The organism is Natrinema amylolyticum, from assembly GCF_020515625.1.
GTDB classification, from domain to species: domain Archaea; phylum Halobacteriota; class Halobacteria; order Halobacteriales; family Natrialbaceae; genus Natrinema; species Natrinema amylolyticum.
Window position 1 is genome coordinate 1 of the sequence record NZ_JAIWPJ010000009.1, and the last position, 17,749, is coordinate 17,749.

General features: G+C 61.4%; 12 protein-coding genes, 1 rRNA gene and 1 pseudogene. 12 read left to right on the forward strand and 2 right to left on the reverse strand.

Annotated features, from left to right (window positions below; genetic code table 11):
• Positions 1-216: 216 nt before the first annotated feature.
• Complete coding sequence (locus LDH66_RS22540; RefSeq protein WP_226483323.1) at positions 217-1,479, reverse strand: AGE family epimerase/isomerase; 1,263 nt, start codon at positions 1,477-1,479, stop codon at positions 217-219.
• Positions 1,480-1,684: 205 nt separating this feature from the next.
• Here LDH66_RS22540 and LDH66_RS22545 point away from each other — a divergent pair, with 205 nt between their 5' ends.
• From LDH66_RS22545 to LDH66_RS22600, 12 genes and pseudogenes are all read left to right on the forward strand, one after another.
• Positions 1,685-2,416: a sugar phosphate isomerase/epimerase family protein gene (locus LDH66_RS22545; RefSeq protein WP_226483324.1), complete on the forward strand. Its 732-nt coding sequence runs from the start codon at positions 1,685-1,687 to the stop codon at positions 2,414-2,416.
• A gap of 170 nt (positions 2,417-2,586) precedes the next feature.
• Positions 2,587-3,660 (forward strand): Gfo/Idh/MocA family protein, encoded by a 1,074-nt coding sequence (locus LDH66_RS22550; protein WP_226483325.1) that lies wholly within the window; start codon positions 2,587-2,589, stop codon positions 3,658-3,660.
• 103 nt (positions 3,661-3,763) lie between these two features.
• Entirely contained in the window at positions 3,764-4,558 is a 795-nt protein-coding gene (locus tag LDH66_RS22555; RefSeq protein WP_226483326.1) for an IclR family transcriptional regulator, read from the forward strand.
• A gap of 409 nt (positions 4,559-4,967) precedes the next feature.
• A complete protein-coding gene (locus LDH66_RS22560; RefSeq protein ID WP_226483327.1) occupies positions 4,968-7,499 on the forward strand; it encodes a glycoside hydrolase family 2 protein in 2,532 nt (843 codons plus the stop codon).
• 693 nt (positions 7,500-8,192) lie between these two features.
• Positions 8,193-11,282, forward strand: coding sequence for an FAD-binding and (Fe-S)-binding domain-containing protein (locus LDH66_RS22565; RefSeq protein WP_226483328.1), 3,090 nt, complete (start codon positions 8,193-8,195; stop codon positions 11,280-11,282).
• Positions 11,283-11,487: 205 nt separating this feature from the next.
• Entirely contained in the window at positions 11,488-11,805 is a 318-nt protein-coding gene (locus LDH66_RS22570; protein ID WP_226483329.1) for a hypothetical protein, read from the forward strand.
• On the forward strand, positions 11,802-13,193 hold the full coding sequence (locus tag LDH66_RS22575) for an SLC13 family permease (protein ID WP_226483330.1): 1,392 nt from the start codon (positions 11,802-11,804) through the stop codon (positions 13,191-13,193). Before LDH66_RS22570 ends, LDH66_RS22575 begins: the two co-directional genes overlap by 4 nt.
• Positions 13,194-14,229: 1,036 nt before the next feature.
• Positions 14,230-14,523 carry a PadR family transcriptional regulator gene (locus LDH66_RS22580; protein WP_226483331.1) on the forward strand — a complete coding sequence of 98 codons (294 nt, stop codon included), beginning with the start codon at positions 14,230-14,232 and terminating at the stop codon, positions 14,521-14,523.
• Between the two features lie 27 nt (positions 14,524-14,550).
• A pseudogene (locus tag LDH66_RS23365) lies at positions 14,551-14,996 on the forward strand (TetR family transcriptional regulator C-terminal domain-containing protein); the annotation flags it as partial.
• Positions 14,997-15,375: 379 nt separating this feature from the next.
• Entirely contained in the window at positions 15,376-15,987 is a 612-nt protein-coding gene (locus LDH66_RS22590; RefSeq protein WP_226483333.1) for a DUF1326 domain-containing protein, read from the forward strand.
• A 32-nt stretch (positions 15,988-16,019) separates the two neighbouring features.
• Positions 16,020-16,811, forward strand: coding sequence for a DUF2182 domain-containing protein (locus LDH66_RS22595; RefSeq protein ID WP_425492999.1), 792 nt, complete (start codon positions 16,020-16,022; stop codon positions 16,809-16,811).
• A gap of 186 nt (positions 16,812-16,997) precedes the next feature.
• Positions 16,998-17,339: a 2Fe-2S iron-sulfur cluster-binding protein gene (locus tag LDH66_RS22600; protein WP_226483335.1), complete on the forward strand. Its 342-nt coding sequence runs from the start codon at positions 16,998-17,000 to the stop codon at positions 17,337-17,339.
• A gap of 301 nt (positions 17,340-17,640) precedes the next feature.
• On the opposite strand, the gene rrf is transcribed toward LDH66_RS22600, so the two are convergent.
• Positions 17,641-17,749, reverse strand: a 5S ribosomal RNA gene (gene rrf, locus LDH66_RS22605); the annotation flags it as partial.

Here is a 17,749-nt window from a genome sequence, read left to right on the forward strand (position 1 = left end):
GAAGCACGAATATTTATGTATTGTATGATAGAAACAATTTATCGAGAACGTATGACAGCCGATAGTTCGCCAAGCGACGCGGAGAGCGATAGCTTCACCCGGTGTTTAGGATATCGTGCGGTAACTGAACACCAGGCCGCTGCGACCCAACAGGTCGTCGCCATGGTCAATGAGGCCGGATGCTGCCAACGAACCCAGTCGTGCGCTCGTATCCGCTTACAAGCGTTTGAGGGCCGCGATACACTCGAGCAGTGCCCGACCGTTGTGGTAGGCTGCCTTGTAGACCGCGCCCTTGCGCCCGACCGGCTCGAGGTCGTCGTCGACGCCGGAGTGCCACTCGCCGTGTTCGCGGTCGATCTGATGCTCGTCGAGGAAGTCCCACGTGTCGGCGAAGACGTCGAGATATCGGTCGTCACCGGTACACTCGTAGGTTCGCAGGGCGCTGGTCATACACTCGGCCTGTACCCACCAGGCTTTGACGCGAAAGCTCGCGGGCTCGTCGAAGCCGCCGTAGAAGTAGAAGCCGCCGTGCTCCTCGTCGTATCCGTATTCGAGCGAGTAGTCCCAGAGCGTCTCGAAGTATTCGCGGTACAGATCCCGCGAGTGGCCGAGCGCATCGGCGGCCTCCATAGCGAGCCAGACGGTCTCCAGGTCGTGCCCGTAGGAAACGACCTGGAACGCTTCATCGTCGAGCTTCGGCGACCAGTCGGGATCGTACTTGTCCGTACAGAAGCCGCGCTTCTTCCGGTAGACCGTATTGGTGAGGATGTCCAGTAGCTTGTGGAGGCGCTCCCGTCCGCGATCGGTGCCGAACGCCTCGTAGTAGGTCGTGAACGCCTCCATGAGGTGGAGATGTGTGTTCATCAGCTTCAGCGTCGGATCGAGGACGCTGTCGCCCGACTCCTTCGGTGACCAGTCCGGCTCGATGTTCTCGAGGTACGTCTGTCCCTCCGTGATCGGTTCCCAGTCAGGCGTGAAGTACTCGACGTACCCCCCGTGCTCGTCGTCTTTGGCGTATTCGTCCATCAGGTCGACGAGTTCGTGGGCGTAGTCGGCCGCCTCGCCGTCCCCGGTCGCGCGGTAGTACTCGGAGAGCGCGTAGAGACCGAACGACTGTCCGTACAGGTGTTTGTTGGGTTTAGTCGTGGTACCGTCGCGCCGGACTTCCCACACGAAGCCGCCGTGGGTTTCGTCCCACATCTCGTCGATCAGAAACGCGAACCCGTGGTCGGCAATCTCGCGGTACTCGTCGCCGTACCCGTCGCGAGCGAGCCGCGCCGTCAGCCAGACCATGCGCGCCTGCGTGACGACCTGCTTGTCGTCGTTACCCGCAAACTCGCCGTACTCGTCGTAACTGGTGATGAACCCCCCGTGTTCGTCGTCAATGCTGCGGGGAAACCAGAAATCGAGGACGTTGTCCGTCAGCGTTCGCTCGAGCGACGAGAGATACTCGTCCGTAAGAGTGGCTGCGTCTGGCATTGCGGGTAGATAATCATCTCCCTGGTGGATAATAATATCGGTACTGAACGCTTCCTCGGTGAAAGAACGGTGGCTGGTCGGTGGTCGCCCGCCAGGACGGATGAGGTGAACCCAGAGGAGGACGACGGTCTCGGACGCGAGCGCGGAAGGGGCAACTGTTGACTGTTGGTTCACACTTACGGTGGCGGCATCGGTAGCGACGTGCATGACATCGTTTGGATTCCAACTGTACAGCCTGCGTGCAGTCGACGATCAGCTCCCAACCGTTATCGAACGCGTCGGCGAAACGGGGTTGGAGGGCGTCGAGTTCGCCGGCCTCGGCGACGCCGACGTCGAGTCAGTGGACGCAGCAATGGATCGGAGCGGGCTGAGTGCTGCGGGCGCCCACGTCGCCCTCGACGAGATCGAGGCCGACGCTGGGGGCGTCGCCGAGACGTACCGTGAGCTCGGCTGTGAGACCGTCGCCGTCCCGTGGCTCGATCCGGAGCACTTCGCCTCAGAACCGGCCGTCGAGGAAACGGCCGAGCGACTCTCGAACGCCGCCGCAGCGCTGGCGGAGCACGGACTCGAGTTGCACTACCACAACCACGATCAGGAGTTCGCCGAACTGGACGGCCGTCCCGCACTGGTACACCTGCTCGAGGCGACCGACGACGTCGGCCTCCAGTTGGATCTCGGGTGGGTCGGCGCGGCGGGGTACGAGCCGCTCTCGTTCCTCGAAGCGCACGCCGAGCGGATCGACCTCGTACACCTGAAAGATTACGACGCCGCAGCGGGCGAGACGGTCGAGGCCGGCGAGGGCGACCTAGACATCGGGGCGACAGTGGAGTTGGTCCGGGATCTGGAATTCGAGTGGCTCGTCTACGAGGCCGAAGACCGACCGGACTCCTACGGGACGCTCGACCACGCCGCTGACATCGTCGAAGCGCACTGGTAACGCCGGGCCGGCTACCGACCGAGACGGTCTCCCGCTCAGCGAGGGATATCTCGGCGGACGCTCGTCCGAAACACGGCGCTAACGATCGATCCGAATCCGAGCACGATGACGAGGGCAACACGGTTAATCGCAAATGGTTTATCGAATGATACTGAGGGAATTTAGCAACCATGAAGAGCACGACGCTGACGGTCGGTCTGGTCGGGTTAGGGACGCACGGGACGAATCACGTGAAAATACTCGACGAACTCGGTCACGATGTTCTCGGAGTAGATGCGGACACGGCGGCGAGAGAGGCATTTCAGGAGCGACGCGGTGCGACGACGTTCGAGAGTCTCGAGGAGCTGTACGAACGGGATCCGGACGCGATTATCATCTCAGCGCCGAACAAGTTCCACGAGACGACGGCGATAGACGCACTCGAGGCGGGCCACGACGTCCTGCTCGAGAAGCCGCTCGCACACGATTTGGAGAGCGCAGAGTGTATCGCTGACGTCGCGAACCGGACCGGCAACATCTGCATGGTCGGGTACCATCACCGCTATCGGAACGTCTGTCAGGTCGCCAAATCCTACATCGAGGACGGTTATCTTGGCGAAGTCACTCATATCGACGCCCGGTTCGTGCGACGGCGCGGCGTTCCCGGTCGAGGGACGTGGTATACGTCGAAGGATATCGCTGGAGGCGGCGCACTGATGGACGTCGGCGCACACCTGCTCGACCTGCTCTTGTTCTGGACCGACTGGCCGACGATCACCGACGCGATGGCGACGGTCCGGTCGGACTTCGGCCAGCACGACGACTACTCGTACCTCCACATGTGGGGAGAGGACGACCGAGGCAAGATGTACGACGTCGAGGACTCCGTCACGGCGTTTTGCGAGTTCGATTCCGGGATGACTGCGAGCATTCAGGTCGCGTGGGCAGCGAACATGGAATCGTCGCACAGCTATCGTATTCAGGGAACGGAAGCGGGCATGACGGTCGATATCACGAACACGCTACGGGAAGTCGAGCCGGAGGTCGATCAACGGAACGACCTCCGTCTGTACGAGGCGCGGTCGGGACGGCGTGACCATTTCGTCGACAGCGAAATCATTGTCTCATCGAACGATCCGTACCGTGACGAGTTAGAGACGTTTCTGGACGCGGTCCGATCCGACGAACGGCCGGCGATGACGAACGTCGACCAAGCGCTCGCCGTACAGCGCGCCATCGACCGGCTCTACCGGACGAGTCGGTGACCTCCCGCATTCGCTACTCCGTAGTCGAACCGGACTCTTGGCTGCGGTACTCCACACTTGACAGGTGAGCACATTTAACTGTCCGTGGGTCTTGATGACAGGTATGCCAGAGGGGACCTCCGGGGACCGCGGAAAGACGATCCAGTCCGTCGAGTCAGCGCTCGAGGTTGTGGAGGTCATCCGCCAGAAGGAGCGGGCGGGCGTCACGGAGATCGCGAACGAACTCGATCGCTCCAAGAGTACGGTCCACCACTACGTGACGACGTTGGTCAAACACGACTACCTCGACAAAGTCGGCGAGAAGTACCAACTCAGTCTGCGATTTCTCACGCTCGGGGGTCAGGTTCGGGAGCGCGAACGGCTCTATCACCTCGGAAAGGACGACGTCGAGGAACTCGCACAGGAAACCCGCGAACAGGCGCGCCTCATCGTCGAACACAACGGGTCCGGCATTACGCTCTATCAGGCCACCGGTGACCGCGTCACCGAGCCGATAACGCACGTGGGCAGTCTCGAAGAACGCTACTGCACTGCGGCCGGCAAAGTGTTCCTGGCCGAACTATCGGACGACGAATTAGATTCGTACCTCGAGGAGGTCTCCATCACTCCGTACACCGAGAAGACGATCACCGACGCCGACGCACTCCGAACGGAGCTCGACGAGATCCGCGAGCGAGGGGTGGCGTTTGACGATGAGGAACGGTACGAGGGATATCGGTGTGTTGCCGCCGCCATCAGCACCGAGGCGAGAGAACCGTTCGGTGCGCTCAGCGTCTCCGCGCCGGTCGAGCGAATGGGCGACGAACGGTTCCGAACCGACGTGCCGAACCGACTCCAGAACGTCGCCGGCGTCGTCGAGATCAATACTACGTATTCGGAGTGGACGGACGTGCTCTGAAGCGGTCGGGACGCCGTTTGGTGCGGCCGCTCGTGTTGTAACGGTGCTGTTGGAAACCGGTGCGACGATAGTTCGCCGCTGGGATACCATTACAGAATTATGGTTGTAAACCGATTTCGGCTGGAGTCTCGCTTGAACGACACTCGGATGGCCAATAGATGGTCTCGAGGACGGCGCTATTTCGTTTGACCGGAGGAAACAGTGGAGGCAGCTGAACCGCCTCCGTTCTAGTAGATCAAACGATCGGACCGATCTTCAGTGATCAGACACGGTAATCCCCTTAGAGTTCCCCTGGCCCGTGACGGCTGATCTCGACTGAGCTGCCGTCTCAGCAGCCCTCTCGGCCGGATAGGAGATACACAGCTCGGGTTCCGATAGAATTATTACGCTCTGCTGACACAGTTCGGATATGCGGGTAGAGTCGCTCAACGGTAGCTGGAAGTTACGGCAGTCGGATACCGATCGCTGGTTCGACGCGTCGGTTCCCGGCGGAGTCTACACGGATCTTCTAAATGCAGGCGAAATCCCCGATCCGTACGACGACGACAACGAACTCGACCTCCAGTGGGTCGGGACGTCCGACTGGGTGTATCGACGCACCGTCACACTCGAGGGTGACTTTCTCGACGAAGAACGCGTACGCTTGCGCTGTGCCGGCCTCGACACTATCGCGACGGTACGCATCAACGGCACGGTCGTGGGCAAAGCTGCTAACATGCACCGCAAGTACGAGTTCGACGTCGGTGACGTCCTCACTCCCGGGGAGAATCAGGTGGAAATCACGTTCCACTCTCCGGTCGAGTATAGCGTTCACCGCTCGGAGAGTCACGAGTATCAGGTCCCGACACTTCGGTATCCGATCGATCAGCCGGGACGGAACTTCATCCGGAAAGCCCAGTGCCACTACGGGTGGGACTGGGGTCCGTGTCTTCCGACCTCGGGAATCTGGCGGGACATCGATCTTCTCGCGTACTCCGAACCGCGGATCGAGTACACGAAGACTGCACAGGACCACGACGGCGACGGCGTCAGCCTCGACGTGACCGTCGGCCTCGAGGCACCGGCCGACGACGACGTATTGCTCGTCGCCGAGGTCGCAAATACGGTCACACATGAAGTCATAGGCGTCGTCGAAGGGCACAACGAGGTCACGGTCGGCCTCGAGGTTTCGGACCCCGATCTTTGGTGGCCGAACGGGTACGGTGACCAACCGCTTTACGACCTCACCGTCGCTGTGAAGACCGAGCCGGTCGCGGACGACGCGGACGCGGTGACGGCCGACGGCGGCGTGACGACGGCCGACTCGTCGCTCCCGTCCGACCCGGCTCACGAGACATCCACCCGCATCGGATTTCGAGAGCTCGAACTCGTCCGCGAACCGGACGAGGAGGGCGACGGCGAGTCGTTCACGTTCGAGGTCAACGGGGTGCCGGTGTTCGCGAAGGGCGCCAACTGGATCCCGGCAGACGCACTGTACGGACGGATCACGCGCGATCGATACGATTCGCTGCTCGACAGCGCCGTCGAGGCCAACATGAACATGATTCGCGTCTGGGGCGGCGGCTACTACGAACGAGACGGCTTCTACGAGGCGTGCAACGAGCGGGGACTGCTCGTCTGGCAGGACTTCATGTTCGCCTGTGCACTGTACCCGAGCGACGACGAATATCTGGCGTCCGTCGAGGAGGAGGTCCGGTACCAAGTTCGCCGGCTCGCCGATCATCCGTCGATCGCGCTCTGGTGCGGAAACAACGAGGTCGAGATGGGCCTCGAGAGCTGGTTCGACGACGCCGACGAACTGGAACAGTTGACGGAGGACTACGAGACGCTGTTCTACGACGTGATCGGTGACACCGTTGCCGAAGCGGACGAGACCCGGACGTATTGGCCCGGATCTCCATCTAGCGGCACCGGGATGCGAGACCCCTACCAGACGGACAAGGGCGACATTCACTACTGGGACGTTTGGCACGACGGCGCGGACTTCGAGGAGTACGAGACGGTCGAACCGCGATTCGTCTCGGAGTTCGGATATCAGTCATTCCCCTCGGTCGACGCTCTCTTGTCGGTACTCCCCGACGACGAGCTCAACCCGACCGCGCCGCTGATGGAACACCACCAGCGAAACGAGGGCGGCAATCGGACGATCATTCAGCGGATGGCGGCGTCGTTCCGCATCCCGTTTAGCTTCGCAGACTTCGTCTATCTCAGCCAAGTGCAGCAGGGACTGGCGATGAAGGTCGCCATCGAACACTGGCGGCGGCTGAAACCCGATTGCATGGGGACGCTCTACTGGCAGCTGAACGATCTCTGGCCCTGCGCGTCGTGGTCATCTATCGAGTACGGCGGCGACTGGAAGGCGCTCCAGCACGTCAGCCGCCGTATCTACGCACCGGTCCTGCTCTCGACGACGATGACGGACGACGGCGACGAGGTCGAGATCTGGCTCACGAACGACGAACGCGAACCCCTCGAGGGGGACGTCACCGTCGAAGCGTACACCTTTGACGGGGAGCGTGTGGACGGGACCGAGGAAAGTGCCTCAGTCGCAGCGCTCGACAGCGCCCGCGTCGCGACCGTCGACGCGGATCGGCTACTCGACGACGTTCCACAGGATAAAGCGTTCCTCCGCGTCACCTTCGACGGGAGCGACGAGACGTATCCGTCGTTCGCGTTCTTCGAGGAGTACAAGCATCTCGAACTCCCGGAGCCGAACTTCGACGTCGCCGTCGACGGGAACGAGGTGACGATCGAGGCGGACGCTGCCGCCCTGTTCGTCGAACTGAACGTCCCGCTCGACGGCCGGTTCTCGGACAACTACTTCCACCTGACGCCCGGCGGCAAGCGAACGGTCGCGTTCGACGCCGCGGGCCCGCCCGACGATCTCGAGCGGCGACTCGCCGAAGAGTTGTCGCTGAACCACCTCCGTTCAACCTATTGACTAATGTATATATAGACCAGACACCGTCACGCGACCGAATGAAAGGGCACTACGGGCACTACGCCGATTGCCACGCCGCATCCGTGAAGAGGGGTGATCACGAAGCCGACGGCGACTCACTCGGTCGCGTCGAGCAGGCCACTGACTACCGTCTTCATATGCAGTGGTAACAGGGGTCATATTTATTCTGAACCACAGGCGCTAAAACCCCGTCCTTCAGGACGGGGATACAGCGCCGTCATCGTCTTGCTTTCGTATTTTTCGACAGGTTTACAGTCCACGGCAGTGTACCGTGGACTGTGGGCGGAAAACTGGCAGTTGACTCGGTGTTTGCCACGGCGAGAGCCGAAACCAAACACGTAAGCCGACCGCGCCGACCGACACAAAACACCCAGATAACTCGCTACCCCTTGCGGGAAACGAGTATCGGTAGCGTGGCACTGTCACTGCCGTCGGTCAGGAACCTTAGATTCCCAACCTTCCGAACTGACGGGAACCGCCACTTGTGCGGTTCGGGAAGCCCCGCCCTTTAGGGCGGGGAGGATGTCACATCTGTCCGCATCGAACGCGTCGCCCCCTCGAGACCGCCGTGTCGGGGTTCGGGAACGACCCGAACGGGCGACCGACTCGACGCGCTGTCGAACGCTTTATCGTTGTGAAACGTGTGACGGACGAGTAAGTGTTCAATTGAGGATGACTGCGAACCCCAACACCGTATTCGACGCAGGAGACGACGCCGCGGGCGAAATCGCCGACCGGCGGGCGGAGTACGATTTCGTCTCGGCGGACGTGGATCGGCCCGCGATGGTAGACGACATCCGCGACCGCGTCGACGGCGACGTTCGCTTCGACACCTACACGCGGCAACTGTACGCCACCGACGCGAGCGCGTACGAAATGACGCCGATCGGCGTCGTGTACCCGGAATCGACCGACGACGTCGCCGCGACCGTCGCGTACTGTGCGACCCGAGAGATCCCCGTCCTCCCGCGCGGCGGCGGAACGAGCCTCGCGGGACAGGCGGTTAACGAGGCCGTCGTCCTCGATTTCACCCGCCACATGGACGGTATCGTTTCGGTCGCTCCCGACGACCGGCTGGCCCGCGTCGAGGCGGGAACGGTGCTCGGCGATCTCAACGACGCGCTCGCCCCCCACGACCTGAAGTTCGCGCCCGACCCCGCCGCCGGCGACCGCAGCGCGATCGGCGGCGCGATCGGGAACAACTCGACGGGCGCTCACTCGCTGGTCTACGGCAAGACCGACGCCTACATCGAGGAGTGTGAGGCGGTCCTCGCCGACGGAACGGTCACCACGCTCGGCGAGATCAGCGTCGAGGAACTCCGCGACTCCGCCGACCCCGAAGGGTCGCTCCTCGAGCGAGTCCATTCGGCGGTCGTGGAGATCATCGACGAGGAGAGCGAGGAAGTGCGGGATCGTTTCCCGGACCTGAAACGCAACGTTTCGGGCTACAATTTCGACGTGCTCGTCGAAGAGGCGGAGACGGGGACCGTCAACCTCGCGCGCCTGCTCGCGGGCAGCGAGGGAACCCTCGCCGTCGTCACCGAGGCCGAAGTCGCACTCGAGCCCGTTCCAGAGACGAAGGCGGTCTCGCTGCTGTTCTACGAGAGCGTGTTCGAGGCCGTCACCGACGTCCAACACGTCCTCGCACACGAGCCCGCTGCGGTCGAACTCATCGACGACGTGTTGCTGGGACTGGCCCGGGAGACGACGGAGTTCGAGGAAGCGGCGTCGCTCGTCCCCGACGAGGCCGAGGCGGCGCTATTGGTCGAATTTTACGCGGACGACGACGACCACGGCCGCGACCAGACCGGCGGCCTGCTCGCCGACAGGGTTCCGGAGTCCGACACCGAGGCGACGCCGCCGACGGACCGGCCGGCCATCGACGAGACGATCGCGTTCGCCGGGCTGGAGGCCCACGACGAGGCCGAGCGGAACATGTTCTGGACGCTCCGAAAGGCCGGCCTGCCGATCCTCCTCTCCCGGACCTCCGACGAGAAGCACATCAGCTTCATCGAGGACTGTGCGATCCCGCCGGAACACCTCCCCGAGTTCGTCGAACGGTTCCAGTCGCTGCTCACCGAGAAGGACCGCGACGACGACGCGGCATTCTACGCCCACGCCGGGCCGGGCGTGCTCCACGTCCGCCCGCTGGTCGACACGAAGACCGACCGCGACCGCGAGGACATGGTCGCGATCGCCGACGCGGTCACCGACATGGTCGTCGAGTTCGGCGGCAGCGTCTCCGGCGAGCACGGCGACGGCCGCGCGCGGACCCAGTGGAACCGCAAGCTCTACGGCGAGGAACTCTGGCAGGCGTTTCGCGACCTGAAGACCGCGTTCGATCCCGACTGGCTGCTCAACCCCGGCAACGTCTGTGGCGACCACGACATGACCGAGCACCTCCGGTACGACGCCGACTACGAGTACGACGCCGGGCTCGAGCCGTCGCTGAACTGGGACAACGAGAACGGCATGCAGGGGATGGTCGAACTCTGTCACGGTTGTGGCGGCTGTCGCGGGGGTCAGGAGACGACCGGCGGCGTGATGTGTCCCACCTACCGGGCCGCCGACGAGGAGATCACGGCCACGCGCGGTCGGGCGAACCTCCTCCGACAGGCGATGAGCGGCGACCTGCCCGACGATCCGACCGACGACGAGTTCGCCGAGGAGGTCCTCGACCTCTGTATCGGCTGTAAGGGCTGCAAGCGCGACTGCCCGAGCGGCGTCGACATGGCGAAGCTCAAGACCGAAGTCATGCACGAACGCCACCAGGAACACGGTGCGAGCCTCCGAGACAGGCTCTTCGCCAACTTCGATACGCTCGCGGCCGTCGGAAGCGCGCTGGCTCCGGTATCGAACCTCGCGCAGTCGCTTCCCGGCTCGGAAACGATCGCCGAGAAGACGATCGGGATCGCGAGCGAGCGGTCGCTACCGGAATTCAGCCGCGAGACGCTCCAGGACTGGTTCGAGAAGCGAGGCGGGTCGCGGGTGCCCGCGGCTGACGCCGAGCGAAAGGCCGTCCTCTTCGCGGACACGTACACGAACTACAGCCACCCCGAGGTCGGTAAGGCGGCGGTCCGCGTCCTCGAGGCCGCGGGCGTCCGCGTGGACGTGGCCGAACGGACCGACAGCGGCCGGCCGGCGCTGTCGAAAGGGTTCGTCGACGCCGCCCGCGACGCGATCGCAAAGAACGTGGCCGAACTCGAGCCCCGCATTCGCGACGGCTGGGACGTCGTCGTCGCCGAGCCCTCCGACGCCGTGATGTTCCAGTCCGACGCGCTGGATCTGCGCTCGGGGGCGGCCGTCGAGTCGTTCGCCGCGAACGCCTACGGCCTCTGTGAGTACCTGGACACCTTCAGACTCGACGAGAACGTCGCGTGGGCGGCCCCCGCCGAATCGGTCGTCTACCACGGCCACTGTCACCAGAAGGCGGAGAAGAAAGACCACCACGCGGTGGGCGTCCTCCGACGAGCGGGCTACGCCGTCGACCCGCTCGATTCGGGCTGTTGTGGCATGGCCGGTACGTTCGGCTACGAGGCCGAACACTACTCGCTGAGTCAGTCGATCGGCGATATCCTCGTCGACCAGATCGAGGACAGCGGTGCCGACGTCGTCGCCGCGCCGGGAACGTCCTGCCGGACCCAACTCGGCGACAGCCGGATCGATCCGGTCCCGGCCGAGAGTTCGCTCGCCGGCAGCTCCCTCGACGGCGAGTCGCCCCCGACGCCGGTCGAACTGCTCGCACAGGCCCTCCCGCGATAGACCCTTAAAGCGAGGGTCGACTATCCGACGGCGTCGACGCTGGAACTCAGCGACGTTCTCGAGTCAGAGTACGGCGTGTCGCTCTCGCACAATCGAATCAAGGGCGCGGGAGCTACCTTCCCCGAACTAACGAGATGCGCGAGCGCTTCGACGATACCCTTCCGGGGATCGCGTACGCCGAGAACCCGGTCGATACCGGGCGACGATGCCCGAGTTCGGCGAGACTGTCGACGAACTCGAGGCGCTCTCCGCGGACGTCGAGAAGCCGATCCTGTTTACGGTCGCGGCCCCGACCACGCCCTCGAAGACGAGCGACGACAGATGGATAACGTCGGAATTCCGACGTTCGATACGCCGGAACGCGGTGCAGGAGCCGTCGCAGCGCTCATCGAATCGATATCGGGCGAAGAAAATCAGTAATGGGAGTGAGAGGGCGAGCGATGTTGTGCCCGATACAGAATCCCAAACAGAGACGGAAAACCATGACGGCTTTACCATTGTACTGACAAACGGTTTCCAATGAAGCGATCGGAGGCAGTAGAGAGGGTTCGATCACCGACGTTCGCGTTTCCCCTCGCCGCGGCCATCGCCGTCGCAACGTGGCTGCTCGCTACGGGAGCGACGGCAACGATGCTTTCGATCACGCTCTTCTGTATCGTCCTCTGGGTTCTGGCCCCGGTACCGCCCTCGTACACGGGACTGATCGGGCTCGGACTGATCGCCGTTACCTTCTCGACGGAGTTAGCGCTCACTGGGTTCCAGAAACCCGCGACGTGGCTCATCGGCTTCGGCCTACTGATGGGCGAAGCGACCCGCCAGAGCGGTCTCGCGACCGGGGTCGGACGGTGGGTTGCGACCAGAACGATCGGCGAGTCGGCCGACACCGATGCGGTCCGGACGTACCGGCGGCTGTTAGTCGCGCTCTCGATCGGTGCCCACGTCCTGGCCTTCCTCGTCCCGTCGGCGCTCGTCCGCATCCTCGCGCTCGCGCCCATCCTCCGGGAGCTCGGGTCACTGTTCGACTCTCGAGAGGCCCGGGTCGGTCTCTATCTGGGCCCGCTGTTCGCCACGTTCTACGGCTCCGCAGGGATCCTGACCGCGGACCTGCCCAACATCATCATCTCCGGATTCGCACAGTCGATCGGCGGCCACACCATCTCCTGGTCCAACTGGTGGCTCCACATGTATCCCGTGATGGGGTTCCTCCGCGTGATACTGGTCGTCGGCATCATCTACGCCCTCTTTCGGCCCCCGACCGACTCGAGTTTCGAGCTCCCCGAGAACGAGGGATCGACCGAGACGGGCACCCAACGACGGATGCTCGCGTTCCTGCTGATCGGTGCACTGATCTGGGCGACCGACTTCGTCCACGGCTTCCATCCGGTCGTCGGTGCGGTCGCCGTTGTCATCCTCGCGTTCCTGCCGAACGTTGGCGTCGCCGACTTCGAGACCGTCGGGAGCGACGTCGACTTCTCGATCCTCTTTTTCATTGCCGCGGTGTTCGCCATCGGTGACGGTCTGACCGAGACCGGATTCACCGACGGGGCAGCGACCCATCTGCTCGCCCTCGTGCCGACCGATGGGCCGCTCGTAGTCGTCCTCGGCGCCGTCTTCCTCGTCACGTTCGGGCTCACCTTCCTGATGGAGGGGCTGGCCGTCGCGAGTGTCCTGACTCCGATTCTCATCCCGTACATAGACGCGGCCGGGCTCCCCTTTACGCCCGTCTTGCTCGCGGAAACGCTGGCGCTAAGTTCGTACTTCTTCCCCTACCAGTCGGCAGTTCTCATCGTTATTCTGAACGAGGGAGACATCGAAACGCGGGAGCTGATCGTCGCGACGGTCTCCTGTTCGGCCGCGACGATCCTGCTCTTGCTCCCGCTGCAATTCGGCCTCTTCAGCGTCTTCTACTAGCGACGCTCGCATTCGGCTTCAGTTCCGCAGACCTCGAGTGGGTGTCCCAAATCAATCGACCATAGCACACCATCTAGTGAGGCCAGTTTGAGAAGCAATTCCACCCCTCTCACCGATCAAATCGACTTGGGTTTTGGACGACGAAAAGAAACGCTGCGGTTGTTTATGAATCCTCATATTCAGCTCTCTCGCTCGGTATCTCTTTCATTTACTATTCGGATTTTATAGAAATCCAGCATTGTACGAGCGCGATCAATAGTTCACACAGAGTATACAAAACGACTCAACAACCCGATACCGGACGCATCCCGGATCACGTCACGGTCGACGAGACCGTGATCGAACTCTATCGTGAGCACTCTTGATCGACAACCACTGCTGACCCCGGAATGAAGTGGAAGCCATATACGAAACGTATACCGGCTATATACGACTTTATTGCAATCTCTTTCCGCCTAGAACTGATCAGGAAACATAGCGCCGAGAATATAATTTTACTTACTTATATCGATCGGTCGCTGAACTATACCTGCCAGCGATACGCCTCGACTTCAGTTGTGAAAACGCGGAAATAAAAATGAGGCTGAAATACATGTAAAACGGTAAAATAGAGGAGTGATCGATTCCATATTTTCAGTAACGGATACACGGAAACGTCTGATAGGTTTCTGAGATCGTTCTCCGTTACACGGAAGCAGCTCATCTGCTGGTGATGGGACCCGACAATTCGCTTCTTCGTCTGAAATCGAACGTGCCGACTCGATCGGATTGATCGTTCGTGGGATCGTTCGCGAGGATCTCACATTGAAACGGCAGACACGCGGCTCACGACGCTGATCGACGAGCGTCGTTACTCCGCTCTCGGTGAGAAGAGAGTGTTGTTCTTCACGGCGACGATACTAGTGCGTAGCTGTTCCTCTCATGAAGGGAGTCCGCCGGGAAGAGGCAGACATGACCAAGCGCGTCTTCCATGCGCTATATCCTTTCTTGCGTCTGTTCTCGGAATCCTTATCCGTCGATACGCGGACATTCCGCTATGTACGATCTCACTGGCTTCCAGCGTGACCTCCTGTACACGATCGTCGGCCAGGACGACCCACACGGGCTCGCGATCAAAGAGGAACTCGAGGAGTACTACGAGAAGGAGATCCATCACGGGCGGCTCTATCCGAATCTCGACGAGGTCGTCGACAAGGGCCTCGTCGAGAAAGGCGAACTCGACAAGCGAACGAATTACTACACGATCACCGCCCGTGGCCGCCGTGAACTCGAGGCTCGACGGGAGTGGGAAGACCAGTACGTCAGCGAGTTACTCTCGGACTCGGAGTGACGGGGCGAGAGCAGGCCAATCGACAGACTCGAGTACCTCATCGAACAGTACGAGGACCAGCCCGAGATAGACGAGGCCGCGGATCCGTGGGAGGCGTTGCGGACGCGAATCGATCAGTGCCTGTTCGGGCCCGACTTCGGCGACGGCTTCGACCACTGGGAGCGAATGACGGTCTACCACGAACTATTCTCGCAGGCCCAGCACAACGACCGTCACCGCGACGTGTTCACCGACCACTACGAACAGCTCCGCGGCAAATCACGAGCGTTCTCCGAACCGGGATCGAACAGGGCGCTTTCAGAGACGTCGACGTCGAAGATATGGCACAACTCATCACGGACGTCATCCACGCCGCTCGAGCCAGGAAGATCGCGCTCGGACATGACGACGCCCCTGACCAGGCACGGCGTGCGATCGACGAGTTCGTTCTCTCCTCACTTCGTCCCGCTTCCGCCGAAGGAAACCAAGAGTAATTTGGGAAGCGACGCCGCAGTACGCTCGTTTTCGGCCTGCCGTCACGGTACCAGCACCGATTCTCGCGACGGACAGCACGCAATCGCCGCTGCCGCCGAGCGTCGGCCAGCGGACTACCGCAGCCGACCTACCGGGCGGACTGGGATCGGTCGACTTGTCCAGATGACGCGAGTCTATTGAGCCCTCAGCGAGTATCGGTAGAGATCCCTGCACAGTACCGGTGACCGATGTCCCACAACGAATCGTACCATTCCTAGTCAATCCAGAGAATGAGGTGATGAATACGGCTTCTATATGTGCCAAAAGAACTGAGATAGTGCCGGTCTGACTGAAAGATCTAATACGTTATACGTTGGCGTCCCACATGGTGGTCACAAAATGGCCGAACAATGGCAACTCGAAGGGGACTACGTCGAAGCCTGCAACTGTGACGTCACGTGTCAGTGCATCTGGCTAGAACCACCCGACGACGACGTCTGTACGGTGTCGCTGGCGTGGCATATACGGGACGGACAGTACGGGGACGTGAACCTGAGCGGGCTCTCTGTCGGACTGCTCATCTCCACTGAAGCGGGCGTTATGTTCGCGCCCGAGACGAAGTGGAACGTCGTGCTCCTCATTGACGAGGCGGCAACCGACGACCAGCGGGCTGCACTCGAGGACATCTACTTTGGGCGGGCTGGAGGGATCTTCGCTCCTGTCGCCGACACCCACGTCGAAAGCGCCGAAGTCACGACCGTCCCTATCACGTTCGACCGGGATGGCGCAGAGTTCTCCGTAGAGATGGGGGATATCATCTCCATGGAAGTGATCGGGAAGCAGGGCTTTAACGAGGATCTCGGCACCATCTCACCACATCCGCTCACGAAGAGTCGTGAGGTACAGACTGGGAAGTCGACGACAGCCAGCGTTTCCTACAACGACGAGTTCTCGTGGGACGTCTCGGAGAACAACTCGTACTTCTGTGACTTCGAGCTGGCAAACGCCTAACGGAGGCAGTTACGCATCTTCATATTTCGATCATGCGCACACGTGCATCGTTCCGGGAACGATTCTCCCGCCGACGAGTTCCGATTGTCGCGCTCGTCACGTACGCGATCGCACTGCTCGCGTGGGTAATGCTCGCCGGACGCTGGTTACCGATACCGGGATCGACACACGGATCACAGCTGTCCGATCCCGGGGCACCGGAAGCGATGGCGCTCTCGAACGGTCTCACCGGTGTGGGCCTCTATCTGCTCATGTGGGGGGTGATGATGATCGCGATGATGTATCCGGCGTCGGTACCCCTCTTTCGGCTGTACTACGAGACACTCGAGGGGACGACCAAAAGAGGAAAAGGGGTGCGGGTAGCGGCGTTCATGGGAACGTACGCGCTGGTGTGGATGCTAACAGGGGTTGTTCCACTCGCCGTTAACGCCGTGGTGCCAATAGCCAGTATCGCGAGCGAGCACGGTAGTCTCCTGGTGGCCGGTTCACTCCTGCTGCTGGCGACGTATCAGCTGTCTCCCTACAAATACCGGTGCCTGCGATACTGCCGATCTCCGCTCGGGTTCCTTATGGGCCACCACCAGCCGGGGATTCGCGGTGCCGTGCGAATGAGCTGGGAGTTCAGTGTCTTCTGTATCGGGTGCTGTTGGGCCCTCTTCACGTTCATCGTGATCGTCGGCTCGATGAATATCGTGTGGATGGCCCTCATTGCAGTCGTGCTCTCACTCGAACGGACGGTCGCGTGGGGCGAGCAACTGGCATACGCGGTCGGTGTACTTGCTGGCATCGCTGGAATCGCTCTCATCGGGATCACTATCCTGTAGCGATCGATAGACCCGTCTCTCCACTTCCGATCTGATGATCTATTGGTCTACTGTTATTTACAATCTATTAGATAGAGTAACTGAGTCGAGCACGAAGTCCGAAGCAACCTGGTAATAGTTCCGTACGCGAGACCGTCAGGCGTGTCCCCCAGTAGAATCACGTAGCACGACATCGAACTGGAGGCCATGAACGAGAGAATTCCGGTGACGGTCATCACCGGAGAGGAACCAACGACTATCGAGGTCGAACGCGGCGCAAACCTTCGGGACGCGCTGCTCGAGCGCGACTTTCCGGTCTACGGAACGGTGTCCCAGTACGCTAACTGCGGCGGTCGCGGGCTGTGTTCGACCTGTACCGTCGAGGTCGACCCCGCGCCGGAACCAACTCACTGGCACGACGCCGCAGCCGTTCGGTTCGGATATCCCCGACTCTCTTGCTGTATCGTGGTCGAGAAGCCGATGACGGTTAGACTCCTAGATAAACACGTCTGGGAACAGGTTCTTCCGCGTCAGTTGTCTCCAGATTAGCTCGCAGATGGAGCTACACTCGTTTCTCGTATCGATCGATCACCGCTTCCTGACGCGGATGTTCTTCGTACTCTGTTTCGCATCTCTTCGAAAGGACTCGAGGATTCCACTGGTAGCAGCGGGAAACACCGACGAGAGTTCGTACACATGAAACAACTGTGTCACGACTTTAAAGGTTATATTTCTACGGTGTCGGATCGTAGTTCACGCTCATGAGGAGATTGTCATGAGATTCTGGCTCCTGTTTCACCTGTTGGTACAGGATATTACCTAGTGGTCACTGTGTGAATGCGAGTATGAGTAGGAGCGGCGAATCGGATTTCCCAGAGGGTCGCCCACTCCAGTACTGACCGAAACGTAGGCGAGCTTATCTTCCGTGTTCGGGATGGGTACGGGAGGAACCTCGCCAC